Source organism: Aquisalinus flavus (genome assembly GCF_014640095.1).
Classification (GTDB): Bacteria; Pseudomonadota; Alphaproteobacteria; order Caulobacterales; family Parvularculaceae; genus Aquisalinus; species Aquisalinus flavus.
The window spans coordinates 1,138,911-1,164,407 of sequence record NZ_BMGH01000001.1 but is presented as its reverse complement, the minus strand read 5'-3'; the positions used below and the strand labels follow the sequence as shown (position 1 = coordinate 1,164,407).

The following is a 25,497-nucleotide window of genomic DNA, read 5'->3' as shown; positions in this document are numbered from 1 at the left end:
CATCACCATCTTAAACTAACATGAGAAATGAGAAAGAGTAAACGGCGCTTGAGGTGTCACAGAGCGGCGCTCCATGCGCTCTCAGTCCCTGGCCCTCAGCCCCTCTCCGTCACCCCCCGGCCGTCAACCCTTGGCCCATGGGCGCGAGCCGCCGAAATCGATGCCGAAGAGATGTTCCAGACTGGTCCGCGGCAGGCCGGATTTTACGTAATCATAGGGTGTGATGTTAACGGCCTTGATGAGAATTCGCCGGATCGTGCGGTCCTCTCCTTCCGGGATCACGTCGATATCGAGCACATTGATGCAGGCAAGATCCTGCTCAAAATGCGCGATCCCCGCGAGCCCGGCGCCGCTGGCATGACCGAGCAGCAGGCGGTTAACCCCTTCATGGGCAACGAGAAGCGCTGTTTTCCAGTTCTGGTGCAGCACGAGGCTTTCAAATCCCGCCACGACACGCTCATAGGCATCGGCGAAGCGCTCGCCGCCGGGCAGGAATTCGGCCTCCGGCTCTGTCGCTTCATCGAAGGAAAAAGCCAGCCGCGCGGCCAGTTCTTCGCGGCTGTCGGTACGAAACACGCCGCCTCGCAACTCCTGGAATGCAGACGCTTCCGCCGGTTGGATATTCGGGCAACTAGCATTCGCCGCGAGGACGAGTTCGCTCGTCTGGCGGGTGCGGGGCAACGCCGAGTGGAAAACATGGTCGAAGCTGACGCCATGCAGGGCCTGCCCCGCCGCCTCCGCTTGCGCACGGCCTTCATCCGTCAGTTGTACGGTGGTAAAATCAGCAAGGCCGGGCTGGAAATAGTCCACATGGCCATGGCGCATGAGATAGAGGCGGCGTCGTCCGGTCGATAGGGTCATAACGCTTCTATGCCCATGCCCGGTGCCATTGTACAATACTCGAATTGACGCGTTGATGAGTCGTTGATTCAGGGCAACGGGTGGCGGATTTTCATGTTTCGCTGCTTGAATCCGTCCCGGAGGCATTGAAATTGCTCTGGCGAATATGCCCTGTTGCCGTATGATGGATATTGTTTGGGGCAGGGTTAACGGGCACTGTGGGCGAGTAGATGTTTAAGCAGCCAATCAGCTTGTCGATGATCTTGGGCGTTGTGGGCCTTCTTTATGCCTGCACATTCTGGCTGATGGTCACGATCAATGCCGATCATGCCGAGAGCCGCTTTGTTACTCTTGTCGACAGCGGGGCTGGCAGCCGTGCGATTGGCCACGGCGAACAGGTCATTGCCATCCGCGCCAGCGAAGGCATTGATGCAGAGGAACTGGTCGAGATCAAGCAGACGCTGGCTGGCCTTCAAGCCGGTGAAGGCAATTATCCCAGAGCGATCAAGCTGTACCAGGACGTTCTGGCCTCGCGCAAGGCCGGCTCTCTGCCCGTCACCGAGCGGGCGATCATCCGGGACGAGGTCGCACATCTGAGCCTGGCAGCCGGCCAGCCACAGGATGCCGCCGTCATCTACAGCGCCTTCCTTGAAGCCGCAGGCGACGAAGCTGCGCGGCAGGTGCCGGCGGATCCGGACTCCCTCGAGGCATTTTACGCCGGCAAGGTCCGTGCAGCAATGCCGGTCTTTGCCGAGGCGCTGGCGCCGATCCACGATGGCGAAGTTCTGACCGGCGATGAAGACGTGCGCCTTGCAGCTGCCGCGGCAATGACAGATCTCGGCGGGTATTACGCCATGCAGGAAAATGGCGATTACGCCGCGGCGGGGCTGCTGTCCGCTGGCTATCAGACGAGGCTTGCGCTTCTCGGCGCTGCCAGCCAGGACACGCTGCAGACCGCCCTGCTCCTCGGACCGGTGTACCAGAAGATCGGCCGCTACAAGGATACCGAGACGCTCTATCTTACCGCCTTCCATGCGCAGGAGCAGGCACGCGGCTCCAACAGCCCTGAACTGACACTCTATATCCGCCTGCTTGCCGACGTCTACAAAAGCCAGAACCGGCTGACCGAAGCCGAAGCCCTGAACACACATATCAGGCGGCTGTTCTCGGATGCCTTCGGCGCGCGCCGCTACCTGTCGAACCAGGTTCGCGACCGCCGCATGGATATCAACCGGCCTGTCTCGCTCAACTTTCCGCTGACGGAGGATTACAAGCCGACAGATCTCGTTGCCGCCGTCGATTACGCCGTGCCCTTGAGCAAATCGCCGGGGCTGGAAGAGATGTCGATACGGCTGGCGGAGCTCGTTACCGATGAGGCGACGACGGCGATGCCGTCGCAACTGAACACCCTGTTCGCCCATTGTTCTATCGAGGGGGAAAGACTGACCCTGCGCTCCGGATACCGATCCTACCAGACGCAGGTCTATCTCTATGACCGCAATACCAATGGGACGGTGACCGATCCCGGTACGTCGGAGCACCAGCTGGGGCTTGCCGCCGATATCGACGTCAATGGCCGCCTGATGCGCTCCACCGATCGGGCCTATCAATGCTTCGAGGAAAACGCGTGGCGCTTCGGGTTCATCCTGTCCTACCCGCCCGGCAATGACTATCTGCCAGGCCCGGATACCTACGAGCCGTGGCACTGGCGCTATGTCGGCAAGCAGACGGCCCTGCTCTATCGCGAGGCCGGACCAATCAACAAGCCGCAGGAATTCCTCGCTGCCCTGCCCTGCTACGAAGAGCGCGCCATGGCCGGTATCTGGTCGATCGCGTCGGAGGAAGATGTCTGCCTGGCGCAGATGGCAGGCGCGCCGGGCGGCGCCTCAGCTTCCAGCAGGAGCCAAAAAGCCCCATAACCTCAAATGGTTAACGAATTACTGCTTGCCGCGACCGCTCTCATGCTGCATGATTCGCTTGTGGGAATGACCGGCATTGGTCGCAAGTGGTTGAGCGGGAAAACATGGCACAGTCGGATGCTGCGCAGGACTATCAGGCACACATTCTCTACGCGCCAATCGCGCTGTACGATGCCTGTCCGTTCGAAGATGGTCCGGTCGAGGATCGCGGCATCGATGCCCTGCTGAACAGCCGGACCTATCTCGTCCACCAGGAAGGCGACGTGCCTGAAGGCGCCATGATGATCGACGTCATCGTCGCCGATTGCCGGGCCTTGCAGCCGGATATGGGTGCCGTATCCGCACGGTTCACGGCGCTGCGCCGCGCTCACCCGGAAAGCATCTTCCTGATCCTGATCGAGCCTGAACTGGCCTGGGATATCCGCCTTTGGCTGAAGCGCTACGGCACGCTGTGCCCGCTTGGCGAGCGCGCCGACCTCGTCACCTCGCGGCTCGATCGCCTGCTGGAAAACCTCGCCCTTGCCGACGAATGCGGTGAGCGGCTGAAGACCCTGTCGGCGCTGAACCGCACCGCCGTCAGCGGCAGTATCCTGAACACGTCGTCCAAACCGATGCGAGTCCTTGTTTCCGGCGCGCCGTCGCCGGTGACGTTGCGGGCGATGAAATCCCTCTCCTCCGGCGATTACCAAGTGACTGCCGCGATGAGCGTGCCCCAGACCATGCGCTATCTCGAAGCGCAGGCTTTCGATTGTCTCGTCATCCTGCCCGGCGACCGCACGGCGACCTATACAGGACTCGTGAAAATGCTCCGCCGGAATGACCGCTCGCGCTCCCTGCCGATCCTCGTCATTCCGGAGCGGGCCGATGCGGCCACCGCCGGATGCCGCTTCATGGCGCAGGGCGCTGACACGGTCCTGTCGGCGATCGATACGGAGAAAGCGCTGACGACCGAGGTTACAGCCTTTGCCCGGCGCAACCGGCTGACAGCGAGCATGAAGCAGTTCCTGCGCAAGGCCGCCTCGACCGACGGCAAGGGACTGAACCTCGTTTGCGACCTGCCGTTCTTCGAAAACCATCTCGACCGCCAGTGCCATCGCGCAACGGAGACCGGCAAGCCGCTCTGCGTATCAGCGTTCAAGCTGAAATATTCGTCCGGCCGAATCCTGAGCTCGAAGGGTTTCCGTCAAGCGCTGAAATACGTCCAGATGATGATGCGCGATACCGACCTGATCACGGCAGTGCGCAATGATGTGTTCCTCATCTCCCAGCCTGGGCTCGGCACGGTCGAGGCAACCCGCCGCCAGCAGAACATCGCTGCCGTCCTGCAGGAGATCATTCTCGAGGACGCCCCCGGCGCCGGCGGCGATGCACTGGTGCTCGAAGCAAGCACGGTGCAATACCGTCCGGCGGAAATGGCTGACGGCATCATCGCCCGCGCCTTTCAAACGCTCAACATCGTCCCACCGCGGCAGACGCCGCCGCCGCAGGTCGAGAAACCTCGCCTGAAGATTGTCAGGTAAGAGTCTGTCCGATCACGGGTTTTCCACGATATCTATCAGCAGGCCGAGGACGCGTTTGCAGCCCTTGAGACGGGCCTTCTCGTCCGGCCATTCCTGCTTGAAGACGAGTTTCTGATCGGGACGCAGCTTCACGTCATAGGGTGACGAGGCGATGAACTCCACCAGCCCCGGCAGGTTCGGGAAATTGTCGCGGAAGGTCACGACGGCGCCTTTCGGCCCGGCATCGATCTTGGCGACACAGGCCAGCCGGCAGAGTGCCTTGATGGCGACGATATCCAGCAGGTGCTCGACCTCGCGCGGCAGCGAGCCGAAGCGGTCGATCAGTTCGGCACCGAAGGCCTCGATCTGGTCCGGCTCAGCGATGTCCGACAGGCGCCGATAGAGGGACATGCGCACATCGAGGTCCTGGACATAGTGGTCGGGGATCAGGACTGCCGTGCCGATATTGATTTGCGGTGACCAGGTCTCCTCGGCTTCGCTGCCGCCCTCCTTCAGGCTGGCGACCGCCTCCTCCAGCATGTGCTGGTAGAGCTCGACGCCAACTTCCTTGACATTGCCCGACTGTTCCTCGCCGAGCAGATTGCCGGCGCCGCGAATGTCGAGGTCGTGGCTTGCCAGCGTGAAGCCCGCGCCCAGCGTGTCGAGGGATTGCAGCACTTTCAGTCGGCGCTCGGCGCCGGCGGTCATCTTCTTGCGCGGGCTGGTCGTCAGATAGGCATAGGCCCGTGCCTTGGACCGCCCGACCCGGCCCCTGATCTGGTAGAGCTGGGCGAGACCGAACATGTCCGCCCGCCAGACGATCAGCGTGTTGGCCGTCGGCACGTCGATGCCGGATTCGATAATCGTGGTCGCGACCAGCACGTCGAACTTGCCCTCATAGAAGGCGTTCATGATGTCTTCCAGCTCGCTTGCGGCCATCTGGCCATGGGCGAGCTTGAACTTCACCTCCGGCACTTGTTCGGTCAGAAACTCCGAGATGGTGGACAGGTCGGACACGCGCGGGGCAACGAAGAAGCTCTGGCCGCCGCGATAGTGCTCGCGCAGCAGCGTTTCGCGGGCGACGACGCCATCGAACGGGCCGATGGAGGTGCGGATCGCCAGGCGGTCGACCGGCGGCGTCGCGATCAGCGACAGGTCGCGAATGCCCGACATCGACAGTTGCAGCGTGCGCGGGATCGGCGTTGCCGTCAGGGTCAGCACATGGGTGTCTGAGCGGTACTCTTTCAGGCGCTCCTTGTGCCTGACGCCGAAATGCTGCTCCTCGTCGACGATCATGAGGCTGAGATCGCGGAACTTGATCGTCTTGGACAACAGCGCATGGGTGCCGATGACGATATCCACCGTGCCATCGGTCAGACCGGCGCGGGTCGCGCTCGCCTCCTTGGCCGAGACCATGCGCGAGAGCTGGCGGACATTGACCGGGAAGCCGGCAAAGCGCTCGACGAAATTGCGAAAATGCTGGCGCACCAGCAGCGTGGTCGGCGCGACGACCGCGACCTGGCGTCCCGCCATCGCCGCGATGAACGCGGCGCGCAGGGCGACCTCGGTCTTGCCGAAGCCGACATCGCCGCAGACGAGTCGGTCCATCGGCGTGCCCGCTTCCATGTCTTCGAGCACGTCAGTGATCGCCTGCAGCTGGTCGTCGGTTTCGACATAGGGGAAGCGTGCACAGAACTCGTCATAGGGGCCCTGCTGGGGTTGCAACACTTCGGCCTTCTTCATCTTGCGCTGGGCAGCGATCTTGATCAGCTCCGCCGCCATCATGCGGATGCGCTCTTTCATCCGCGCCTTGCGGCTCTGCCAGCTGGCCCCACCGAGACGGTCGAGCTGGCCGTTCGGATCGTCCGACCCGAAGCGCGAGAGCAGTTCGATATTCTCGACCGGCAGGAACAGCTTGTCGCCGCCGGCATAGACAAGATGAAGGCAGTCATGCGGTGCGCCTGAAACGTCGAGCGTTTTCAGACCCTCATAGCGGGCGACGCCGTGATCGACATGCACGACGAGATCGCCCGGCGACAGGGTCGAGGCCTCGGTGAGGAAATTGTCGGCCCGCTTCTTCTTGCCCCGGCGCACGAGGCGGTCGCCAAGGATGTCCTGCTCGGCGATGATCGCGATGCCGGGCAGCTCGAACCCACGTTCGACCGGCAAGGTGACGACGCCGACGGCATCCTTGCCGCTTTGCGCCGCGTCGGCCCAGCGTTCGAACCGGCGCAGGCCCGACAGGCCGTGATCTTTCATCACCGTCAGCATGCGCTCGGCAGAGCCGTCGCTCCACCCGGCGATCAGCACGCGCTTGCCGGCTTTTTGCAGCGCCTTGATATGCTCGCCGACCGTATTGAAGATATTGATGTTTCCGGCGCTGCGCTCGGCCGCGAAGCTGCGGCCCTGGCGGGCGCCGAAATCGAAGGCGCGGATATGGTCTGCCGGGGCGAAAGGCGAGAGCGGCCGGAACGGCAGCTGCTCAAGCGTCTTCTTCAGGTCCTCAGCCGAGAGATAGAGGTCGCCATAGGGCACGGGGTAATAGGCGGGCGTTGCAAACTCGCCCTTGCCTGCCGCGCTCGTATCTTCCTTTCGGGCCTTGTAGTAGTCGCAGATTTGGTCGTGACGCTCGCCGGCGGCATCGAAGCCGAGATGGTCGAGGAAGACGAGCCCCTCGCCAATGAAGTCGAACAGGGTTGAGGTCTCTTCGTAGTACAGCGGCAGCCAATGCTCCATCCCGGCATGTTTGCGCCCGGCGGAGATCGCTTCGTACAGCGGGTTATTGGTCGCCGCGCCGAACATGGTCCGGAAGCTGCGGCGGAAACGGGCGATCGTGTCCTCGGTCAGCAGCACTTCCGACGCAGCGGTGAGGGTCATCTCGAGCCGCTGGGCGGTGGTGCGCTGGTTCTCCGCATCGAAGGCGCGGATCGACTCCAGCGTATCGCCGAAGAAATCCAGTCGCAGCGGCTCTTCCGCGCCTGGCGGAAAAATGTCGATCAGGCCACCGCGCACGGCGAACTCGCCGGCCTCGCGCACGGTCGAGGAGCGGGAATAGCCATTGGCCAGCAGGAAGCCGGTCAGGCTGTCGATATCAACAACCGATCCCGGCTTGGCCGAGAAACTGGCGCTTTCGATCAGGCCGCGCGGCGGTGTGCGCAGCAGCGCGGCATTGACCGAGGTGACGATGACTAACGGCGTCCTGCCGTCATGATGGGTCAGCGCCGAGAGTACCGCCATGCGCTGCGCCGTGATGTCGGCCGAGGGCGAGACGCGGTCATAGGGCAGGCAATCCCAGGCCGGAAAGCTCATCACCGGCACGTCACTGGCAAAATAGGCGATGGCGGAGGCGGTCGCTGCCGCCCTGCCCGCATCGCGCGCGATATGGGTGACGATGCCGCCCCGGGTCTGTGCTGCATGCGCGATCGCCAAAGCATCCGCCCCTTCGGGCGCGCCATGAACGGTCAGCATCGCGTCGTCGCGCCATGCCTTGTCGGCGGAAATCTCTTTGGTCAGGGACTGCAGGGCCATAGTCGCTCACGGCAAAAACGCGGTCGCCCGGATTGGCGCCGCGTGTCGAAAAGGTGACCTAGCGTTGACTGCGGTTCAGGGCAAGGGCGCGGGGTCAGCCTCCGGCAACAGGATGCGCTGGAGATGGGCAATGACCTCGTCCTTTTTGGCGCGAGTGACAGAGCCCTCCTCGTCAATCAGGTCCTTGGTCAGCACTGCGTGCGGGAAGTTGTTTCCGTTGGGGTTCTTGTGTTCGTCCTCAAGCTCTATCCGGATCAACCGGTCCGTGCCCACCAACTCTTCCAGCGCGTCGAACCGCGCCTTGCGACAGACCGGATCGCCCTTGAACCGAAGTGCCATGACCGGTACGTCTGCCCTGTCTCGCAGGGCCTGTTGTTCTTCCTTGCTCAGATGCAGCGCTGCATGGGCGCGATTGGACAGGCCCAGCGGCAGAGATGGTTCCGAGGAGACCGGTGCGATGACGCCTTTCTCCAGCGCCAGCGACAGGGCGAAATTACCGGTCATGCACAAGCCTATCGCGCCAATACCGGGGCCACCGCATTCCTCATGCATCTTTGCCGCCAAGGCCCGCAGCCAGACGGTAACCGGGCTCGAATCGTTTTTCGCAAAGAGATGGATTTCTCTGGAAATGCAGGCGCGCAGTCCGTTGCCTGCCAAAGAAGTGCGCATCGGCGTTTCAAGGGTGTCGGCATAAAGGTCGGGTGCATAGACAGTGAAGCCGGCATCCCGGATCCATTCAGCCAGCCGCCAGAACTCCGGCACCATGCCGGGCATTTCATGCATCAGGAGGACGCCGGGCCCTTCGCCAGCCTTGTAGACGGGATGGCTGAACCCTGAGTTTTCAAACAGAAACCTGTCCGTAAACGGCTGATATTGCTCGATGCGAGGTGATGCCTCATGCGTTTGAGCATTGGCAGGCTGGTTCATCAGTCCGCTGCCGACCGCAAGCCCTGTGGCGATGGCCTGACGCCGGGTGACAGGCGCGCCGCTGTCCCCCGGCCCAGATGGCGATCTTGCCATCAGCTCTGGCTTTCCGCCGCGATGCTGTCGGCAACCGGGAAGGCCTGCAACATGGTCATGACCTCGCCCTCGAAATTTGCCGGGACGGGCACACGGCCGATGATCCAGGCGTAGAGATCCTGGTCGGGCACATCGAGCAGGCCCTCGAATTCTCTCACCTGCGCATCGGTCATGGTGGCGAGGTTCTGCTTCGCAAATCGGCCGATGACGATATCGGCTTCCTTGAAGCCACGGTGCATGGCGCGGTAGAGCAGTTGCTTTCGGTGCGGGTCTGTCAGCTGTGTATCGGTCATGACGCCTATGTAGTCCGTTCGGTTGAAAAGGTCATCTCCGCAATCCCCTTGGCGAGCGGGGCAAATTATCGCTATTTGTTCTCATGCGTCCCGAAAGCCTCAATCCCCTGTTTGCCGATGTGACGAGCCTCGCCGGTGTCGGGCCCAAAGTCGCGGCCCTGATCGGCAAGGTGGCGGGCCCGCGCGTCATCGACGTGATGCTGACGCTCCCGTCCGGCGTCATCGACCGGTCCTATCGCCCGCAGATCATGACCGCCGACGAAGGCCGGCTGGTCACTCTTACGGTCAGCGTCGACAAGCATGCACCGCCACCCAAGGGCCGGCAGCGCCTCCCCTATAAGGTGCTGTGCTCCGATGAGACCGGCTATGTCACGCTGGTCTTCTTCCATGCCCGTCCGGACTATCTCATGCGGGTGCTGCCCGAAGGGGAAAAGCGCATCGTCTCCGGCCGGGTCGAGCGCTATGGTGCCGCGCTGCAGATGACCCATCCGGATTACATCGTCGAGCCCGGCAAGGCCGACGAGATGCCCCTGATCGAGCCGGTCTATCCGCTGACCGAGGGGCTGGCGGCAAAGACCATGCGCAAGGCGGCGCAGGAAGCGGCCGGGCGGGCGCCCGCCCTGCCCGACTGGATGCGCGGGGACATCATGACCACCGAGAAATGGCCCGGCTGGCAGGAAGCGATCAGGGCCGCCCATGCGCCGGCAAGCGATCTCGATCTCAACCCGCAATCGATCACGCGCCAACGGCTCGCCTATGATGAATTGCTGGCGAACCAGCTCGCCCTCGCGCTGATCCGCCGCCAGCGCCGCAAGACTGCCGGCAGGTCGCGCAAGGGCGACGGGCATTTGCGCAACGAGGTCGCCAAGGCGCTGCCCTTCCGCCTGACGGGCGACCAGACAAGGGCGCTCGACGATATTCTCTCTGATATGGCCGCGTCCCATCGCATGGTGCGGCTACTTCAGGGCGATGTCGGCTCAGGCAAGACGGTGGTCGCGCTGATGGCGATGCTGGCAGCGATCGAGACCGGGTCGCAGGCGGTGATGATGGCACCGACGGAAATCCTTGCGCGCCAGCATTTCGCATCGATCGAGCCTTTGCTGAAGGAGACCAATATCACGGTCGAGATGCTCACCGGCCGTGACAAGGGACAACAGCGAGCCGCCAAACTCTCAGGACTTGCAAAGGGTTATATCAATATCCTCATAGGCACCCATGCGGTATTCTCCCAAGATGTGCTCTATGACGACCTGGGTCTGGTCATCATCGACGAGCAGCACCGCTTCGGCGTGCACCAGCGCGTCGCGCTGCAGGACAAGGGGCGCCGCGCAGATGTTCTGGTGATGACGGCAACGCCGATCCCGCGCACGCTCGCCCTGACCACCTATGGCGATATGGAGGTCAGCCAGATCAAGGAGAAGCCGCCGGGGCGCAAGCCGGTCGACACCCGCGCCGTGCCGCTGGACAAGGTCGACCAGGTTATCGGCGCTGTTTCCCGCGCGGTCGAGAAAGGCGAGCAGGTCTATTGGGTCTGCCCGCTGGTCGAGACCTCCGACATGATCGACCTGACCTCGGTCGAGGCCCGCTTTGGCGACCTGTTACAGCATCTCGGAGACCGGGTCGGGCTTGTCCACGGCAAGATGAAGTCGGAAGAAAAGGATGCTGTGGTCGAAGCATTCTATAATGGCACTATCCGGGTGCTGGTCGCGACGACCGTGATCGAAGTCGGGGTGAACGCGCCGGCGGCCACGATCATGGTGATCGAACATGCCGAACGGTTCGGCCTCGCCCAATTGCACCAGTTGCGCGGTCGGGTCGGGCGCGGCGACAAGGCATCCACCTGCCTCCTCCTGTACAAGGCGGGCGAAAGCGGCCAGCTTGGCGACACGGCGAAGGCCCGGCTGAATATTCTGAGGGAGACCGAAGACGGGTTCCTGATTGCCGAGGAAGACCTGCGTTTGCGCGGTGCCGGCGACGCTCTTGGGTCGGCCCAGTCCGGCTTTCCGGTTTTCCGTCTTGCCGATGTCGGCGCCCATTCACGCTTGCTCGATATGGCATGGGATGATGCCAGCCTGGTGGTCGAGGAAGACCCCGACCTGAAGACCCCGCGCGGCGAGGCCCTGCGTCACCTGCTTTACCTGTTCAGTCGCGATGACGCGGTCAAGCTGTTGCGCTCGGGGTAAACTGCGAAAATGCAAGCCATGGTCCGCGCAAAATGGTCCACGCAGGAAAGACACGCTCGGCCGTGGTCTGGTCTACAGCGGCGCTCAAGCAGCCTGGGTCCGGATGGATACATATACCCGGCTCGAAGACCCTCGAGACGATCAACTTTCCAACAGTCGGACGATCCCGACTGGACAACCTATTGAAAGCCCACATCTAGTCCTTGCCGTCTTTCTTGCCTTTACGGCCGATATTGAAGGGCAGGCCGCGCTTGGATTTTTCGCTTTCGCCGGACGCTTTTGCCGCCGCCTCTTCCAGCTGTTCGATATAATCGTCGGGATCATAGCCCGGCGTCACGAGGCCTGCGGAGAAGATCAGCTTGGCGCCATCCTCCACGCTCATGTCGAGAATCCTGAGGTCTTTCTGGGGCACGAACAACAGGAAGCCCGATGTCGGGTTCGGCGTTGTCGGGATGAACACGCTGACCATGTCATCACTGGCGTCGCGCAGCTTGTAGGAGACCTCGCCTTTGGTCTTGGTCACGACGAAGGCCAGCGCCCAGAGGCCGGGACGGGGATACTCCAGAACCGCAACTTCCTTGAACGACCGTTCCGACTGCTGCAGCGCCATCTCGAACACGTTCTTGAAGAAGCCATAAAGATTACGCACGCCGGGAATCGAATCGACCAGCCGCTCGCCGAAGCTGATCAGCGACCGGCCGATGAAATTCTTCGCCAGGGCGCCCAGAAGGATGAGCGCAATCATCGCCATGATCAGGCCGAAGCCCGGCAGATATTCGAGGAACTGGGTCGGGGTGAATTGGCTGGGCAGAAAGCCGCGTACCGTCTCGTCGAGGCTCGCGACAGGCCCGGTGATGAACAGCCAGATCAGCCAGAAGGTGATGCCGATCGGGGCAGCGACAACGATGCCGGTAAGGAAGTTATTGCGCATGCGCGCAAAGAAGCCGGGCTTCTGCGTTTTCAGCAGGATCGAGCCGTCATCTTTCTTCTTGTTGTCGGGCAATGGACTGTCCCCTCACGTTGCCTTGCTGCTGGTCAGACGGCGCGACGCCTGACTTTTGTCGCATAGTGTCGTTCCTATATAATGATTTTCCCGCCTTATCTGAGCCTTTTTGCGGCAGCCGGAGTAAATTCCTGTAATGTATGAAGAATTTTTCTATCTTTGCGACGTTGACTTGTTGGGTATGACGAAGGCCGGTATCCTTGCCTGCGGCTAAAGAGAGTTTGAATGACGCTTCGCTGGATTATCAGTTCGGTATCCCTCGCCTTCGTCGTGGTCATCGGTCTCGCGGCCTTTGCCCTGCAGGAAAACCTTATCCTGTTTCTGCTCAACCCGAAGACGCCCTACGAGACCTATGCGCCGCCCCCTGCGCCGGATTACTCGGTTGATGACAATTGGGCGATGCTGCCGACCGGGTCCGCGACCGACGGCGACGAGAAGGCCGCTGCATTTTATATTCACAGCACGACCTATGCGAGCCGCGAAGAGTGGAATGCGCCGGTAGACGACAGCGTCGCCGGCAATTTGACGATGAAGACGGCTTTGCCGAATGAGGCCGGCCCGTTTGCCGGGGTCGGCGACATCTATGCTCCCTATTACCGGCAGGCGACGTTGTATGCGTTCTTTACCTTCAAGCATCCCGGTCGCGAGTCGCGAAAGCTGGCTTATGACGATGTCGCACGGGCCTTCGAGAGTTTCATGACGCGCATTGGGCCGGAGCGTCCGATCTTTATCGTCGGCTACGGACAGGGCGGACTGCATGCCCAGCGCCTCCTGATGGATTATTTTCAGGATGACGAGGCCCTGCGCCGCCGGCTGATCGCGGCGTACCTCATTAATCAGGCCACGCCACTTGATCTGTTCAATTATGCCCTTGCCAACACGTCCGCCTGCGAGCGGCCTGATGACGTCCGCTGCGTTATTTCCTGGACCGCCTATTCGAGACGGCTGGAGAACGAGATGTGGCGTACGCGTAATCGCGAGCTCGGCTGGGACAGCAACGGCGATCTGCAGGCACCGGAAGATCGCGAGCTGCTTTGTACCAACCCTCTCAGCTGGCGGCCGGGGGATCGTGAGGTCAGCCGGGAGCGGCATCTCGGCGCAGCGTCGGCGACCGGCATGCCCTTCGGCGAGCAACCGGTCCTGGTCGAAAGAGCCGTGTCGGCGACGTGCCAGGATGGCATTGTCGTTGTGCCGATGCCGTCAGCCGGCTGGCTGAAACACCCGCGCTGGTTCGGCCGCCAATGGGCGCCGCTCAATTTCAACCTGTTCTACGAGGATATACGCCAGAATGCACGGGCGCGTCTGGCGGCGCTGCAGGAAATCAGGGCCGAGGAGGCGACCATGGCGCCGCCCATGATGGCGCCCGTCGAGCTCGAAGTCTCGCCGATCAACAAGGTGCCGGACGTCGAATAACGATCCGGTGTGGTCATACTGGCCTCCCTCTCACGTCGGTCTATTTCACCGGGTTGAGTTTGAATTTTTCACCGGGGATCAATGTCTTCCACCTCTCCAGTCCTCTTCTGGTTCCGTCAGGACCTGCGCCTCGACGACAATCCCGCCTTGCGCGCGGCGATCGATACCGGCCAGCCGGTCGTTCCCGTCTTCGTCCTCGATGACGTAACGCCGGGCGATATGGCCTATGGCAGCGCGTCACGCTGGTGGCTGCATAAATCTCTGGACAGTCTCGGCGAGCAGCTAAAAAGCGCCGGGTCGACGCTGGTCCTGCGTCGCGGGGATGCCAAGGAGATCATCCCCAAGCTGGTGCAGGAGATCGGCGCCAGCCAGGTCTTCTGGAACCGGCGCTACGCCAAGTGGCAGGTCGAGGCGGACAAGGCGTTGAAGAAGTCCCTTGAAGACGACGAAATCAGGGTGACGAGTTGCAATGGCCGCCTGCTCTATGAGCCATGGGATATCGAAACCAAATCCGGCGGCCCCTATCGTGTTTTCACCCCGTTCTGGAAAGCGCTGAAATCACAAGGCAACGTGCGCGACACAGTGACCGCTATCCGCAAGATCGACGGTCCGTCCCGCTATCCCGCCACCGACACGCTGTCCGACTGGGCCCTGCTGCCGACTAAGCCGAACTGGGCCAAGGGTTTCGAAGAGGTCTGGGAGCCTGGTGAAAAAGGTGCCATGTCCGCCCTGCGGAATTTCCTCGATGGTCCTGTCGACAGCTACAAGGATGACCGCAACCGGCCGGACAGGAACGGCACGAGCCGCCTCTCCCCGCATCTGCATTTCGGCGAGATCAGCCCGGTCCAGATCTGGCATCTGGTGCGCAACAAAATCAGCGCTGGCGAAGTGCCGGATTCACAGGGCGACGTGTTCCTGTCCGAAATTGCCTGGCGCGAATTCTCCTACTCGCTGATCTATTTCAATCCGGAGATGCACAAGAAGGAGCTGATGGAGAAGTTTCGCGACTTCCCGTGGGAGCACAGCGAGAAAAAACTGGAAGCCTGGAAAAAGGGACAGACCGGCTATCCCATCGTCGATGCCGGGATGCGCCAGCTATGGCGCGAGGGCTGGATGCATAATCGCATCCGCATGGTGGTCGGGTCGTTTCTGGTCAAGCACCTGCTGCTCGACTGGCGCGACGGCATGATGTGGTTCTGGGACACGCTGGTCGATGCAGACGAGGCGAACAACACCGCCTCGTGGCAATGGATCGCCGGCTGTGGCGCTGATGCCGCCCCCTATTTCCGCATCTTCAATCCGATGACACAGGGCGAAAGATTTGATCCGGACGGTGACTACGTTCGTAAGTATGTGGAGGAACTCAGAGACCTGCCGGCAAAGCACATCCACACGCCATGGGACGCGCCGAAAGACGTGCTGAAAAAGGCCGGTGTCGAGTTGGGCAGGACCTATCCGGAGCCAATGGTCGACCACAAGCAGGCGCGGCAGAATGCCCTCGATGCTTATCAAAGTATAAAATAGTCCCTAGAGTGCGACGCTAACCAAGAGGAAGACAGGAAGCCATGACATTCGAGACCGCAGCGCCGGAAATCAACCGGGCCCCGGATGCCAGTGACGGCGCGACGATCATCACGCCGCAGACGCGCGAGACCGCCTTGCGCGGCACGCCGCTTTTCTTCCGCCTGATGGCAAATGTCTTCGACAGGCTAAGCTACGGCAGCATTGTCTGCCATCTTCCAGATGGACGCGTGGTCAAGTTCGATTCCGGTAACCACTCCGAAGAGACGGCGACATTCCTGATCCGCAATTACGCGGTCGCTAGACGATCCCTGCTCGGCGGGGCCATCGGCTTTTACGAAAGCTATGAGGCGGACCAGTGGGACTCGCCGGACCTCGCCCAGACGCTGTACGTCATGGCGCAGAATGTCGATGGCATGCAACAGGAGCTGGCGGCCAACCCCGTGGTACGGACGGTCAACAATGTTCTGCATGCGGTCAACAAGAATACCAAGGAAGGCTCCAAGCGCAATATCATGGCCCATTATGATCTGGGCAATGCGTTCTACGAGAAGTGGCTCGATCCTAGCATGACCTATTCCTCTGCTCTCTATGCAGAGCCCGGCCAGCCGCTCGATCAGGCGCAGACGGAAAAATATGCTTCCCTTGCCCGCAGGATAGATCTGAAGGCGGGCGAAACGGTGCTTGAGATCGGGTCGGGCTGGGGTGGCTTTGCCGAGTTCGCAGCCCGCGAGGTCGGCGCGCGGGTTACCGGCGTGACCATCTCCCCCGAGCAATACAATTACGCCTGCGAGCGGATGCAGCGTGCAGGACTGAACGACAAGGTCGAAATCCGGTTGCAGGATTATCGCGACGTGCAAGGGTCCTTCGACAAGATCGCCTCGATCGAGATGTTCGAGGCTGTCGGCAAGGAATACTGGCCGACCTATTTCGGCAAGGTGCGCGAAAACCTCAAGTCGGGGGGGCTGGCCGGCCTGCAGGTGATAACCATCGCCGATCATCTGTATCCGTATTATGAGAAAGCCGCAGACTTCATCCAGCGCTATGTCTTCCCGGGCGGCATGCTGCCAAGCCCGCAGATCATGGCCGACCAGAGCCGCAGGGCAGGCTTGTCGCTGGTCGATACCCACTCCTTCGGTCAGGACTATGCCCAGACGCTGAAGACCTGGCATGAAAGCTTCCTGCATGCCTGGGACGACATACAGGCGATCGGCTTCGACGAGCGTTTCAAGAAATTGTGGCGCTATTACCTTGCCTATTGCGAGGCCGGCTTTCGCGCCGGTACCACGGATGTGAGTCACTATACGCTCGCCCGCGCCTGAGGGGGCCTGCCGCGGTCGTGAACCGTTAGGCGTTCTGCCTGTTTGCCTTGCAAGGAGGCAGCCATGCAGAAGCATATGGAAGCACAGGCAAGGCAAGCAGGCCCAAGGCCCGCAAACGATCACGATGGTACCGGCCCTGAACCGCCGCAGGATCCGGATGCCTATCCCGGCCGGGATGTGCGCCAGGGCGAGATCATCATCAATACGCCATTGCGACGGCGGCTTTTCTTTGGCGGCCTGATCGCCATTCCCGTCTTCGTCATCGTCATTGCCGCGATCAGCATCGCCACATCATAGCGCGTCGAGGAATTTCCTCGCGGAATCGCGTATCGCCGTCATCTCGTCCTCCTCCTTGCGATCAAGGTTCTTGAAGACGAGGCCCATGCGGCCATTTTTGCGCAGCTTCTTCTCGTTGCGGTCGAGAAAGTCCCAGTACAGATAGTTGAACGGACAGGCGTCATCGCCGGTCTTTTGCGAAACGGCATAGCGGCACGATTTGCAGTAATTCGACATGCGGTTGATATAGGCGCCGGAGGCGGCATAGGGTTTGGAGCCCATCATGCCGCCGTCGGCGAAGATGGCCATTCCATGCGTGTTGGGCAATTGAACCCACTCATAGGCATCGGCATAGACGATCAGGTACCATTCGTTGATTTCCTGAGGCTTTATGCCGGCCAGAAGCGCGAAATTTCCGGTCACCATCAGGCGCTGGATATGGTGAGCGTAGGCGTGCTCTTGCGTGTTGCGCACGGCCTCGGAGATGCAGTGCATGTCCGTGTCGCCGGTCCAGTAGAACGCCGGCAGGCTGCGCTGTGAATTCAGATAGTTCGTCTCCGCATAATCGGGCATTTTCAGCCAGTAGAGACCGCGCACATATTCGCGCCAGCCGATGATCTGGCGAATGAACCCCTCGACGGCGTTGAGCGGGGCATGACCCTCCCTGAAGGCCTCCTCCGCCGCCTCGCAGATTTCCATCGGCAGCAGGAGCCCTGCATTGAGATAGGCCGAAACGAGCGAGTGGTTGAGATAATCCTCGCCCGTCGCCATTGCGTCCTGGTAGGCACCGAAATCCGGCAGGCAGGTTTCAATGAAACTGTCGAGTTCGCGCAACGCCTGGTCCCGGGTAACGCCGTAGCGGAAATCGGCGAGCGAGCCGAAATGATCGCCGAAGCGGTTCTCGACCAGGGTGAGCACCTCTTTCGTCACACTGTCATGCTGCACTGTCTTGCGCGCCGGCGACTTGTAGCCCTTGGGCAGGCTCTTGCGGTTTTCGGTGTCGAAGTTCCACTCCCCGCCTTCCGGGTCATTTCCATCCATAAGGAGACCGGTCTTGCGCCGCATCTCGCGGTAGAAGAATTCCATGCGCAGGGTCTTCCGGTCTCCGGCCCAGTCGCGGAATTCCCTCAGTGTCGAAACGAAGCGGTCATCCTCCCTGATCTCTACCGGCAGGCCCAGCTTCTCCGCCCAGTGCTTGATATCGCAGGCAAGCCGCCATTCGCCGCATTCCGTTGTGATGATGCCGTCGGCGTCGAACTCTTTCAGCGCCCGTGTCACCTCACCGAAAAGCGAGCCGGTATTGCCCGCATCATCGAGCCTAACATAGCGCACGGCGTGACCGGCCTCTTCCAGCTGGCGCGCGAAATGCCGCATGGCAGAGAACAGGAAGGCGATCTTCTGCTTGTGATGGCGCACATAAGTCGCCTCGTCCCAGACCTCCGCCATCACGATCAGGTCACCCTTCTCCACATCGGACAGGCTGGAAATTCTCGTATTGAGCTGATCCCCCAGGATCAGGCGCAGTTTAGCCATTTGGTTAGCCCTCCTGCGCACCAACATAGAATTACTCGATAATTCGGCGAGCATGTCTGCTTGAAGCAGCGGGTGACGAGGTCTAGTTTCAGCGGACAGGAGTAAGACAGATGACAATTCTCGACTCGGTGCTCGGCGCCATCGGCAACACCCCGCTCATCAAGCTGAAACGTGCCTCTGAAGAGACGGGCTGCAGCATTCTCGGCAAGGCGGAATTTCTCAACCCCGGCCAGTCAGTGAAGGATCGCGCGGCACTCGGCATCATCCGCGACGCGGAAGCCAGGGGCTTGCTCAAGCCCGGCGGCATGGTGGTCGAGGGCACGGCCGGCAATACCGGCATCGGGCTTTGCATGGTCGGTGCAGCATTGGGCTACAAGGTCAGGATCGTCATGCCGCGGACCCAGAGCGAGGAGAAGAAACAGGCCGTGCGGCTTCTCGGCGGCGAGTTGATCGAAGTCGATGCCGTGCCCTATGCCGACCAGAACAATTATGTCCATTATTCCCGCAGGCTGGCAGAGGACGCGGCAAAGACCCACCCGCAAGGGGCGATCTGGGCCAACCAGTTCGATAATGTCGCCAATCGGGAAATCCACCGGAAGACTACCGGCGAGGAAATCTGGGCACAGACGGACGGCAAGGTCGACGGTTTCACCTGTGCCGTCGGGTCCGGCGGCACGCTTGGCGGTGTCAGCCAGGCACTGAAGGCCCATAAAAAGGACGTGAAAATTGCCCTGACCGACCCGTTCGGTGCCAAGCTCTATAGCTGGGTGAAAAACGGCGAGCTGGAGAGCGAAGGCGGGTCGATCACCGAGGGAATCGGCCAGGGCCGCGTCACCGCAAACCTCGAAGGCGTCGAGATTGACGAAGCCTATCGCGCAAGCGATGAGGAAGCGCTCGGCATCCTCTATCGCCTGATAGAGGAAGAAGGCATGTGCCTTGGCGGGTCTGCCGGCATCAATATTGCCGGTGCGGTGAAACTCGCCAGGGACATGGGCCCCGGTCACACCATCGTCACCGTGCTGTGCGACTATGGCAACCGCTATCAATCCACGCTATACAATCCGGACTATCTGAAGTCGAAAGGCCTGCCGACGCCGCCCTGGACGAGATAAAGTGGACGCAATCAGCACCAATACCGAGACACTCAGTGTCCAGATCACCTATCTGAAACAGCAGCGGCGTCCGGCCCGTCAGGCACCGCCGCGGCCACCGTGTATCACGGCATTGATGCGGGCCGAGGCGCCGCCGGTTCATTTCTATCGGTACCTGTTCAACCGTGTGGGCGAGCCCCACAAATGGGTCAGCCGCCGCTATATGTTGGACGACATGCTGGCGTCGATCATTCATGACCCGGACGTCTATATCTATGTGCCCTACTACAAGGGTGTGCCCTGCGGCTTCAGCGAGATCGACGCGCGCCCGTCGGAGCACCCAAAGGGCAAGGTCGAGATCAAGTTTCTCGGGCTGATGCCGGAGGTTCACCGGCTCGGTATCGGCCGCTGGTTCTTTCACAATGTCGTCGACCTTGCCTGGTCGCTCGATCCGACTGAAGTGCTGATCGAGACGTGTACCGCCGATCACCCCGCCGCCCTGCCCCTGTACCAGAAATTCGGTTTCACGCCCTACGATATCGGGCGCGGTGTCATCGAGTGGCGGGGCTGAGATGAGCGATGGCAAGAAAAAGACTGAAGCAACGAGGCTCGCCTCCAGCGGCAGGCCACATCAGCGACCTTCGCATCCGGTGACTTATCCGCCGGAGCGCGCCTCGACCATATTGTTTCCGACCTATGAGGATTTTACCGCGACCGAGCGCGAGTTTTTCTATGGCCGCTTCGGCACGCGCACGCACAGGGCTTTCGAGGCGTCGATTGCTGACCTGGAGGGGGCCGCGCATGTCTATCTCACGCCATCCGGCCTCGCCGCTGTAACGCTTTGCCTGCTAGCCTTCGCTGAGCCCGGCAGCCATATCCTTGTCACCGACAGCGCCTATGATCCGGTACGGGGATATTGCGACCGTTTCCTGAAACGGATGCGGGTCGAGACGGAATATTACGACCCGCATATTGCCGGCGGCATCGCCGGCCTCGTTCGTGACAACACCGCTGCGATCCTTGCCGAAAGCCCCGGCTCCCTGACATTCGAGATTCAGGACATTCCGGCCATTGCGGCGGCGGCGGCGAATGCCGGGGTGCCCTTGCTTGTCGACAACACCTGGGCGGCCAGCGTCTATTTCAAGCCGCTCGCTCATGGTGCCACCGTCAGCATCCAGGCGGCGACGAAATATATCGGCGGCCACTCCGATTGCCTGCTCGGGACGATCGCCGTGAACGATCCGTCAGCGGAGCGAAAGATCGGCAATTGCCTGCGCCAGATCGGCTCGAACGCCTCCGCCGATGATGTCTGGCTTGCGCATCGCGGGCTTCGGACATTGTCGGCAAGGCTGCCGGTACACGAGGCCAACGGCATCGCTCTTGCCAACTGGCTGGAGGCCCGGGAGGAGGTCGTCTGCGTCATGCACCCGGCGCTGGAAAGCCATCCGGACCATGCGCTGTGGCAGCGTGACTTCACCGGCGCGACAGGCCTGTTCGGGTTCGAGTTGCCGCCCTGTTCCGAGGTGCAGCTCGCCGCCTTCTGCAACGCGCTGGAACATTTCGGCATGGGCTATAGCTGGGGTGGGTTCGAGAGCCTCTGCATCCCCGTGCCGGTACACAAATACCGGACGGTTTTGCCGCGCCCTGCGCCGGGTTCCGAGAGAGGCCCGTTGATGCGTATTCACGCTGGCCTAGAATCCGCCGATGACCTTATACTCGATCTGGAACGGGCGTTCGCGGCATTTGCCGCCGCCGGATAGAAAGGGATGTTCCTTATGCGGTTAATGTTAGGACTGATGCTTGCCGGTCTGGCTGTGTCGTCGTGCAGCACGCCAGCGCCAGCCAAAAAGGCTGAAAAGACCTATCCCTATCTGTTGGTCGATTCCGTTCCCAGCGGTGCAACGCTGACCTTTACCGGCGGCACAACCTGCGAGACGCCCTGCCCGGTCAACGTGACCTTCCAGATGAAGATGACGGTGGCCAAGGCGGGCTACAAGCCGGTCACCTACACGCTTTACGGCAACAATCCCGGCGAACTTGTCGTGGAGCTAGAACTGGTCGCACCGACGACAAGCGTCGAGGAAGGCGCGCTGCCCGACCTCTAGAGGCTTACGACGCCGTTTTCGAACAACAGCAGATAAAAGATGGCACCCCAGCACAGCAATTCGAGCAGCTGCGCCAGCAGATAGGACTTGCTGTCGAAAACGATCCTCGCCCCCGGATCGAGATCTTGCTGCCGGCCAGCGGTATAAATCAACTTGTCCCGGTAATGGCTCGCCCGTGAGACATAGGCATAGGTTGGCCGTTGAAAGATTTTGACCAGGATCACCAGCGGGCCGAGCACCAGCAGAAAGCCGGCCTGAAAGAACAGGTCCGGGAGGCTGCGCATATTCGCGTCGACGGCCGCGCCGTGATCCCGGCTCGCCGCAAGGATGCGGTTGTCGGCGTGCAGCTGGTACTTGAGGAACAGGGCACCCAATCCCAGCCAGAGCGCCAGAGCCAACGGCGTGATGCCTGCTTCGCCCGCCCCGGGGAGGTGATCCTTGATCAGCCCCGTGGCCTGCAGAAGGATCGGCCAATCGCGAAATTCCAGTGGCAGCCAGGTTTGGGCCAGCAGTAGCGCCGCCAACGGCAACAACCAGACGAGCAGCGTGGTGAAAAGATTGACGAGCGACAGAAAAAACGCTGTGGCGATGCGAACCAGAAGCATCGATAGAAAATCCCCATTCCTCGCAGGCTTCCCCCTCTCGCGGTCATTCCTGCTTCCCAATTGACAGAAAACCACAGATTATGCCGCAATGCACCATCTGGTGATATTTTATTTCATCTCGATTCTCGGCTGCCGATTGACGAGTGGCCGGCGACCAAAGCCGGATCGCGTTTTGTTTTGCTTGAAATCCGGGGATAATCCCTTTAGGCAGTGATCGTTCTGGCGCTCGCCGTCCCTGGCGGGGCAAGAGCAGTCAAGATATTGATTTCGTTGAGACGGGGCGTAGCGCAGCCTGGTAGCGCATCTGTTTTGGGAACAGAGGGTCGCAAGTTCGAATCTTGCCGCCCCGACCATCGAAACCAATATGGCGGGTCACTGCACGATAAAGAGGGTTTTATGTTCGCGCGCATCTATCAACCGGCAAAGACCGCCATGCAGTCCGGCAAGGGCAAGACCAGGAGCTGGGTGCTGGAATTCGAGCAAAGCGCTGCGCGCCGGGTCGATCCGCTGATGGGCTGGATATCGTCCGATGACATGAAATCCAATCAGGTCCGGCTGAAATTCGACAGCAAGGAAGCAGCCGTTGCCTATGCGACGGAACATGGGATACCGCACAAGGTTTCGGAGTCGCATGGCGGCAAGCCGGTCATCAAGGCCTATTCCGACAATTTCAGCGCCCGCCGCCGCAAACCCTGGACCCACTGAGTCCCGGATTTTTCGTCCTTCGCGCTGGCCAAGCATGTCTGGTATGCGCCATAAGGATTTTCAATGGCCCCGTAGCTCAGCTGGATAGAGCGCCTGACTTCTAATCAGATGGTCGCACGTTCGAATCGTGCCGGGGTCACCACTCCCTCCCCCTTTGAAATACCGACTTCTCGCCGATCCGGATCTGGCTCCTGATCCACTGTCTCCCATACGGAAGTACTTGCATGGCGCAATGTTCGTGCCGGGCAAATCAGCGTAGACTAGCGTTCATGTGGCGATACATCCTTCCTGCCGTTCTGTGCATGTCGCTGGCCCTGCAAGGTCAGGTGCTGGCCCAGCGCGTCGATTTTCCGCAAAATGCTGAACCCCGAGCCGATGGCGTTGGGTGGAAATGTTCTCAGGGTTTTCGCCGTCAGGGCAATAGCTGTGAAATGATCGATGTCCCGGTCAATGCATCCCTGTCGATCGACGGGCGTGGCTGGCGCTGCGAGAGCGGTTATCAGAGAGACGGCTATGAATGCAGCGAGATTGCAGTGCCGGCCAATGCAGACCTGCGTCTGCAGGGCAATAGCTGGTATTGTCTGAAAGGGTTCGAGCGGAATGGCGAGGTCTGCGCCCAGGTCATCGTTCCGGCCAATGCAGAACTCACCTGGGGCGGCACCGACTGGCATTGCCTTGATGGCTATCAGCGGGCTGGCGGTCGATGCGCGCCGTCAGGCTTGTCTGCCGCCGGCGGCAGCGAGACGGACTGTACACGCGGCTTGCGTTTCGAGGATGGTCGCTGCCGCGGCTTTGTCATCCCGGAAAACGCAACGTATACGAATAAAGGGGATGACTGGACCTGCATGCAAGGCTATGTGCAGAAAGACGGGCAATGTATCCGGCTATCCGATGCAGAGCGACAGGCGCAGGATCGCGCGGGTGAAATCGAAGCCGCAATTGATGGCATCGAGATCACCCTGCCCGCCGGGCGCACTGTTACCATTGGCGATATCCGGAAGAGCTGCACCGTGGTTGCAGGCGCTGGCACCTATGGCCGCTTCATGTGCAATACGGACGATCTGACCCTGATCGAGACGGGGTGTTATGTTCGCAACGATCAGGATGCCAACGCGCCGATCGCCTGCCCGTCCTATCGCCTGCTTGCGTTCGTCGAGCGCTGTAGCGTCAGCACGCGGGGAAGCCGGACACGGATGATCCAGTGCCCGAGCCCTGACTATCTGGCACGGATCGAGGAATAGACGTCAGTTGCCGCTATCGAGCCTGACTTCTGCTGCGAGCAGGCCTTTCGGTCCCTTGCCGTAGGAAACCAGCACGCGCTGTCCCGGCTGAAGCTCCGACAGGTTTGACCGGCGCAGCGTTTCCATATGAACGAAGATATCCTCAGTGCCCGGTCCCTGCGTCAGGAAACCATACCCTTTTGCCCTGTTGAACCATTTCACTTCGGCCGTCTTCAACTGACCTGCTGGCTCTACAGGCAGGGCGTACTCCTCGGACGGCAGGACCGGTGCGGCTGTGCTTTCATCAATCTTGATGACACGCAATGCCTGCAGTCCCTTCGGCCGACGGACTGCCTCGCAGATCACCGTCGACCCCTCAGGCGCGGCGCTGCGGCCTGTTTGCTTGAGACAGGAAGAATGAAGAAGGATGTCGCCATCTGACTGATCGGACATGATGAAGCCATAGCCCTTCACCGTATCGAACCATTTGACGATACCGGTGATTTGGAAGGACTCCTCGTCAGCGTCTGCGTCCGTCTCGTCGGCTCCCAGATCCTGATTCATCATATGTCTCTCGTCTCTCATTCCCTGCTGCAGAGCATAATCGCATTCGTAAAGCATGTCATCTTCATGACAATGCTTTTTAGCCGATAAAGCAGGAAAATAAGGAGACTTCTCGCTGAAGTTGCAGAATACGCCGATACTTGTACAAGTGTATGTTATACAGTCACTTGATTGCTGACATCATTCAGGAATTTCTCGACCAGAGAAATGAAGACATCAAAATCAGACGTAACATTACCAAGCGATACCCCACCCGACGCGTTGCGGTCCATCTGGATAACGACATCGCCGTCGCGATCGATGAAGGCGCGACCGAACTTCACACTGTAATTATAGTTGTTGAGAAATTCCTCGCTGACATTGTCAGACCCGTTTTGAAGATAGGTCAGGTACGACACGTCTCCGTCGGCGCCGTTAATCGCGATGAGGACGGTCATCCCCTGATAATTCACGGCCAGCATCGACTCGCTGATCGAATGGACCGGATAACCCTGTGCTTCCAGAACGTCACTGATCTCGGATGGTGTGATGGCGTGGGCAAAAGGCGCTGCGAAGAACAGCCCGATGGAAAGCGCGATACCAGCCAGTTTCTTCATGAGATCCTCTCCACGTTGACGCAAACGCCCGACGGTGCCCTCGACGGATTCAAGGCGTTAATGAAACCTTATCAAACTGTAAGGAGGACGCAAGCCCGGATCAGGCCTCTGGCAAAGGGAAAGTGAAGGAGGAATGGCAGTCCCTAGGGGAATCGAACCCCTCTTTCCAGGTTGAAAACCTGGCGTCCTAACCGATAGACGAAGGGACCGCACTATCAGCGCCTTGCGGCGAGAGCGTGTGTATATGAAAGCACGCGGAAA

The 25,497-nt window shown here is 60.7% G+C and carries 22 protein-coding genes and 3 tRNA genes; 15 read left to right on the top strand and 10 right to left on the bottom strand.

Annotation, left to right across the window (positions count from 1 at the left end; translation table 11 throughout):
• Positions 1 to 123 precede the first annotated feature (123 nt).
• On the bottom strand, positions 124 to 861 hold the full coding sequence (locus IEV88_RS05330; RefSeq protein WP_188160219.1) for a histidine phosphatase family protein: 738 nt from the start codon (positions 859 to 861) through the stop codon (positions 124 to 126).
• A gap of 209 nt (positions 862 to 1,070) precedes the next feature.
• Between IEV88_RS05330 and IEV88_RS15385 the strand changes: the two genes are divergently transcribed.
• Positions 1,071 to 2,759, top strand: a complete 1,689-nt coding sequence (locus tag IEV88_RS15385) for a D-alanyl-D-alanine carboxypeptidase family protein (RefSeq protein WP_188160218.1) — start codon at positions 1,071 to 1,073, stop codon at positions 2,757 to 2,759.
• Positions 2,760 to 2,863: 104 nt separating this feature from the next.
• Positions 2,864 to 4,279 carry a hypothetical protein gene (locus IEV88_RS05320; protein ID WP_188160217.1) on the top strand — a complete coding sequence of 472 codons (1,416 nt, stop codon included), beginning with the start codon at positions 2,864 to 2,866 and terminating at the stop codon, positions 4,277 to 4,279.
• Positions 4,280 to 4,291: 12 nt separating this feature from the next.
• Here IEV88_RS05320 and mfd read toward each other — a convergent pair whose 3' ends face one another.
• From mfd to IEV88_RS05305, 3 genes are all read right to left on the bottom strand, one after another.
• Positions 4,292 to 7,786, bottom strand: a complete 3,495-nt coding sequence (gene mfd / locus IEV88_RS05315) for a transcription-repair coupling factor (RefSeq protein ID WP_188160216.1) — start codon at positions 7,784 to 7,786, stop codon at positions 4,292 to 4,294.
• A 75-nt stretch (positions 7,787 to 7,861) separates the two neighbouring features.
• Positions 7,862 to 8,806 (bottom strand): dienelactone hydrolase family protein, encoded by a 945-nt coding sequence (locus tag IEV88_RS05310; RefSeq protein ID WP_206711355.1) that lies wholly within the window; start codon positions 8,804 to 8,806, stop codon positions 7,862 to 7,864.
• Positions 8,806 to 9,099 (bottom strand): succinate dehydrogenase assembly factor 2, encoded by a 294-nt coding sequence (locus IEV88_RS05305; protein WP_188160215.1) that lies wholly within the window; start codon positions 9,097 to 9,099, stop codon positions 8,806 to 8,808. Before IEV88_RS05305 ends, IEV88_RS05310 begins: the two co-directional genes overlap by 1 nt.
• An 83-nt stretch (positions 9,100 to 9,182) precedes the next feature.
• Between IEV88_RS05305 and recG the strand changes: the two genes are divergently transcribed.
• Positions 9,183 to 11,282, top strand: coding sequence for an ATP-dependent DNA helicase RecG (recG, locus tag IEV88_RS05300; RefSeq protein WP_188160214.1), 2,100 nt, complete (start codon positions 9,183 to 9,185; stop codon positions 11,280 to 11,282).
• Positions 11,283 to 11,478: 196 nt separating this feature from the next.
• Here recG and IEV88_RS05295 read toward each other — a convergent pair whose 3' ends face one another.
• Positions 11,479 to 12,285: a DUF502 domain-containing protein gene (locus IEV88_RS05295; RefSeq protein ID WP_206711354.1), complete on the bottom strand. Its 807-nt coding sequence runs from the start codon at positions 12,283 to 12,285 to the stop codon at positions 11,479 to 11,481.
• 225 nt (positions 12,286 to 12,510) lie between these two features.
• Between IEV88_RS05295 and IEV88_RS05290 the strand changes: the two genes are divergently transcribed.
• The 4 genes from IEV88_RS05290 (at position 12,511) to IEV88_RS05275 (ending at position 16,838) form a co-directional block, all read left to right on the top strand.
• Complete coding sequence (locus tag IEV88_RS05290) at positions 12,511 to 13,698, top strand: DUF3089 domain-containing protein (RefSeq protein ID WP_188160213.1); 1,188 nt, start codon at positions 12,511 to 12,513, stop codon at positions 13,696 to 13,698.
• Between the two features lie 81 nt (positions 13,699 to 13,779).
• A complete protein-coding gene (locus IEV88_RS05285) occupies positions 13,780 to 15,222 on the top strand; it encodes a cryptochrome/photolyase family protein (protein WP_188160212.1) in 1,443 nt (480 codons plus the stop codon).
• A 41-nt stretch (positions 15,223 to 15,263) separates the two neighbouring features.
• Positions 15,264 to 16,541, top strand: a complete 1,278-nt coding sequence (locus tag IEV88_RS05280; protein ID WP_188160211.1) for an SAM-dependent methyltransferase — start codon at positions 15,264 to 15,266, stop codon at positions 16,539 to 16,541.
• Between the two features lie 63 nt (positions 16,542 to 16,604).
• Complete coding sequence (locus tag IEV88_RS05275) at positions 16,605 to 16,838, top strand: hypothetical protein (RefSeq protein ID WP_188160583.1); 234 nt, start codon at positions 16,605 to 16,607, stop codon at positions 16,836 to 16,838.
• Here IEV88_RS05275 and IEV88_RS05270 read toward each other — a convergent pair.
• Positions 16,833 to 18,350 carry a cryptochrome/photolyase family protein gene (locus IEV88_RS05270; RefSeq protein ID WP_188160210.1) on the bottom strand — a complete coding sequence of 506 codons (1,518 nt, stop codon included), beginning with the start codon at positions 18,348 to 18,350 and terminating at the stop codon, positions 16,833 to 16,835. The two genes, IEV88_RS05275 and IEV88_RS05270, sit on opposite strands and share 6 nt — an antisense overlap.
• 110 nt (positions 18,351 to 18,460) lie before the next feature.
• Between IEV88_RS05270 and IEV88_RS05265 the strand changes: the two genes are divergently transcribed.
• The 4 genes from IEV88_RS05265 to IEV88_RS05250 are packed head-to-tail and all read left to right on the top strand — an operon-like array spanning position 18,461 to position 21,546.
• The gene (locus IEV88_RS05265; protein ID WP_188160209.1) at positions 18,461 to 19,462 is read left to right on the top strand and encodes a cysteine synthase A; all 1,002 of its coding nucleotides are present in this window, start codon (positions 18,461 to 18,463) and stop codon (positions 19,460 to 19,462) included.
• A 1-nt stretch (position 19,463) separates the two neighbouring features.
• A complete protein-coding gene (locus IEV88_RS05260; protein WP_188160208.1) occupies positions 19,464 to 20,012 on the top strand; it encodes a GNAT family N-acetyltransferase in 549 nt (182 codons plus the stop codon).
• Between the two features lies 1 nt (position 20,013).
• A complete protein-coding gene (gene metC / locus IEV88_RS05255) occupies positions 20,014 to 21,201 on the top strand; it encodes a cystathionine beta-lyase (RefSeq protein ID WP_188160207.1) in 1,188 nt (395 codons plus the stop codon).
• Between the two features lie 15 nt (positions 21,202 to 21,216).
• Entirely contained in the window at positions 21,217 to 21,546 is a 330-nt protein-coding gene (locus IEV88_RS05250) for a PEGA domain-containing protein (RefSeq protein WP_188160206.1), read from the top strand.
• Here IEV88_RS05250 and IEV88_RS05245 read toward each other — a convergent pair.
• Entirely contained in the window at positions 21,543 to 22,151 is a 609-nt protein-coding gene (locus tag IEV88_RS05245) for a hypothetical protein (RefSeq protein WP_188160205.1), read from the bottom strand. The two genes, IEV88_RS05250 and IEV88_RS05245, sit on opposite strands and share 4 nt — an antisense overlap.
• Positions 22,152 to 22,427: 276 nt before the next feature.
• On the opposite strand from IEV88_RS05245, the gene IEV88_RS05240 reads away from it, so the two are divergent.
• From IEV88_RS05240 to IEV88_RS05225, 4 genes are all read left to right on the top strand, one after another.
• Positions 22,428 to 22,504 (top strand) — tRNA-Pro (locus IEV88_RS05240).
• A gap of 43 nt (positions 22,505 to 22,547) precedes the next feature.
• On the top strand, positions 22,548 to 22,856 hold the full coding sequence (locus IEV88_RS05235; protein WP_188160204.1) for an ETC complex I subunit: 309 nt from the start codon (positions 22,548 to 22,550) through the stop codon (positions 22,854 to 22,856).
• A gap of 65 nt (positions 22,857 to 22,921) precedes the next feature.
• A tRNA-Arg gene (locus IEV88_RS05230) sits at positions 22,922 to 22,998 on the top strand.
• Positions 22,999 to 23,287: 289 nt separating this feature from the next.
• On the top strand, positions 23,288 to 24,097 hold the full coding sequence (locus tag IEV88_RS05225; RefSeq protein ID WP_188160203.1) for a hypothetical protein: 810 nt from the start codon (positions 23,288 to 23,290) through the stop codon (positions 24,095 to 24,097).
• Positions 24,098 to 24,100: 3 nt separating this feature from the next.
• On the opposite strand, the gene IEV88_RS05220 is transcribed toward IEV88_RS05225, so the two are convergent.
• The 3 genes from IEV88_RS05220 to IEV88_RS05210 all read right to left on the bottom strand — a co-directional run bounded on the left by IEV88_RS05220 (position 24,101) and on the right by IEV88_RS05210 (position 25,445).
• Entirely contained in the window at positions 24,101 to 24,643 is a 543-nt protein-coding gene (locus tag IEV88_RS05220) for a cold-shock protein (protein ID WP_229731409.1), read from the bottom strand.
• A gap of 152 nt (positions 24,644 to 24,795) precedes the next feature.
• The gene (locus tag IEV88_RS05215) at positions 24,796 to 25,236 is read right to left on the bottom strand and encodes a YbjN domain-containing protein (RefSeq protein ID WP_188160202.1); all 441 of its coding nucleotides are present in this window, start codon (positions 25,234 to 25,236) and stop codon (positions 24,796 to 24,798) included.
• 134 nt (positions 25,237 to 25,370) lie between these two features.
• Positions 25,371 to 25,445: transfer RNA gene (locus IEV88_RS05210), tRNA-Glu, on the bottom strand.
• Between the last annotated feature and the right edge of the window lie 52 nt (positions 25,446 to 25,497).

Bases quoted from the DNA above. Each gene is read 5' to 3' on its own strand.
- IEV88_RS05330 (WP_188160219.1), bottom strand. From the start codon at position 861: ATGACCCTATCGACCGGACGACGCCGCCTCTATCTCATGCGCCATGGC.
- IEV88_RS15385 (WP_188160218.1), top strand. From the start codon at position 1,071: ATGTTTAAGCAGCCAATCAGCTTGTCGATGATCTTGGGCGTTGTGGGC.
- IEV88_RS05320 (WP_188160217.1), top strand. From the start codon at position 2,864: ATGGCACAGTCGGATGCTGCGCAGGACTATCAGGCACACATTCTCTAC.
- mfd (WP_188160216.1), bottom strand. From the start codon at position 7,786: ATGGCCCTGCAGTCCCTGACCAAAGAGATTTCCGCCGACAAGGCATGG.
- IEV88_RS05310 (WP_206711355.1), bottom strand. From the start codon at position 8,806: ATGGCAAGATCGCCATCTGGGCCGGGGGACAGCGGCGCGCCTGTCACC.
- IEV88_RS05305 (WP_188160215.1), bottom strand. From the start codon at position 9,099: ATGACCGATACACAGCTGACAGACCCGCACCGAAAGCAACTGCTCTAC.
- recG (WP_188160214.1), top strand. From the start codon at position 9,183: ATGCGTCCCGAAAGCCTCAATCCCCTGTTTGCCGATGTGACGAGCCTC.
- IEV88_RS05290 (WP_188160213.1), top strand. From the start codon at position 12,511: ATGACGCTTCGCTGGATTATCAGTTCGGTATCCCTCGCCTTCGTCGTG.
- IEV88_RS05285 (WP_188160212.1), top strand. From the start codon at position 13,780: ATGTCTTCCACCTCTCCAGTCCTCTTCTGGTTCCGTCAGGACCTGCGC.
- IEV88_RS05280 (WP_188160211.1), top strand. From the start codon at position 15,264: ATGACATTCGAGACCGCAGCGCCGGAAATCAACCGGGCCCCGGATGCC.
- IEV88_RS05275 (WP_188160583.1), top strand. From the start codon at position 16,605: ATGCAGAAGCATATGGAAGCACAGGCAAGGCAAGCAGGCCCAAGGCCC.
- IEV88_RS05270 (WP_188160210.1), bottom strand. From the start codon at position 18,350: ATGGCTAAACTGCGCCTGATCCTGGGGGATCAGCTCAATACGAGAATT.
- IEV88_RS05265 (WP_188160209.1), top strand. From the start codon at position 18,461: ATGACAATTCTCGACTCGGTGCTCGGCGCCATCGGCAACACCCCGCTC.
- metC (WP_188160207.1), top strand. From the start codon at position 20,014: ATGAGCGATGGCAAGAAAAAGACTGAAGCAACGAGGCTCGCCTCCAGC.
- IEV88_RS05250 (WP_188160206.1), top strand. From the start codon at position 21,217: ATGCGGTTAATGTTAGGACTGATGCTTGCCGGTCTGGCTGTGTCGTCG.
- IEV88_RS05245 (WP_188160205.1), bottom strand. From the start codon at position 22,151: ATGCTTCTGGTTCGCATCGCCACAGCGTTTTTTCTGTCGCTCGTCAAT.
- IEV88_RS05235 (WP_188160204.1), top strand. From the start codon at position 22,548: ATGTTCGCGCGCATCTATCAACCGGCAAAGACCGCCATGCAGTCCGGC.
- IEV88_RS05225 (WP_188160203.1), top strand. From the start codon at position 23,288: ATGATCGATGTCCCGGTCAATGCATCCCTGTCGATCGACGGGCGTGGC.
- IEV88_RS05220 (WP_229731409.1), bottom strand. From the start codon at position 24,643: ATGATGAATCAGGATCTGGGAGCCGACGAGACGGACGCAGACGCTGAC.
- IEV88_RS05215 (WP_188160202.1), bottom strand. From the start codon at position 25,236: ATGAAGAAACTGGCTGGTATCGCGCTTTCCATCGGGCTGTTCTTCGCA.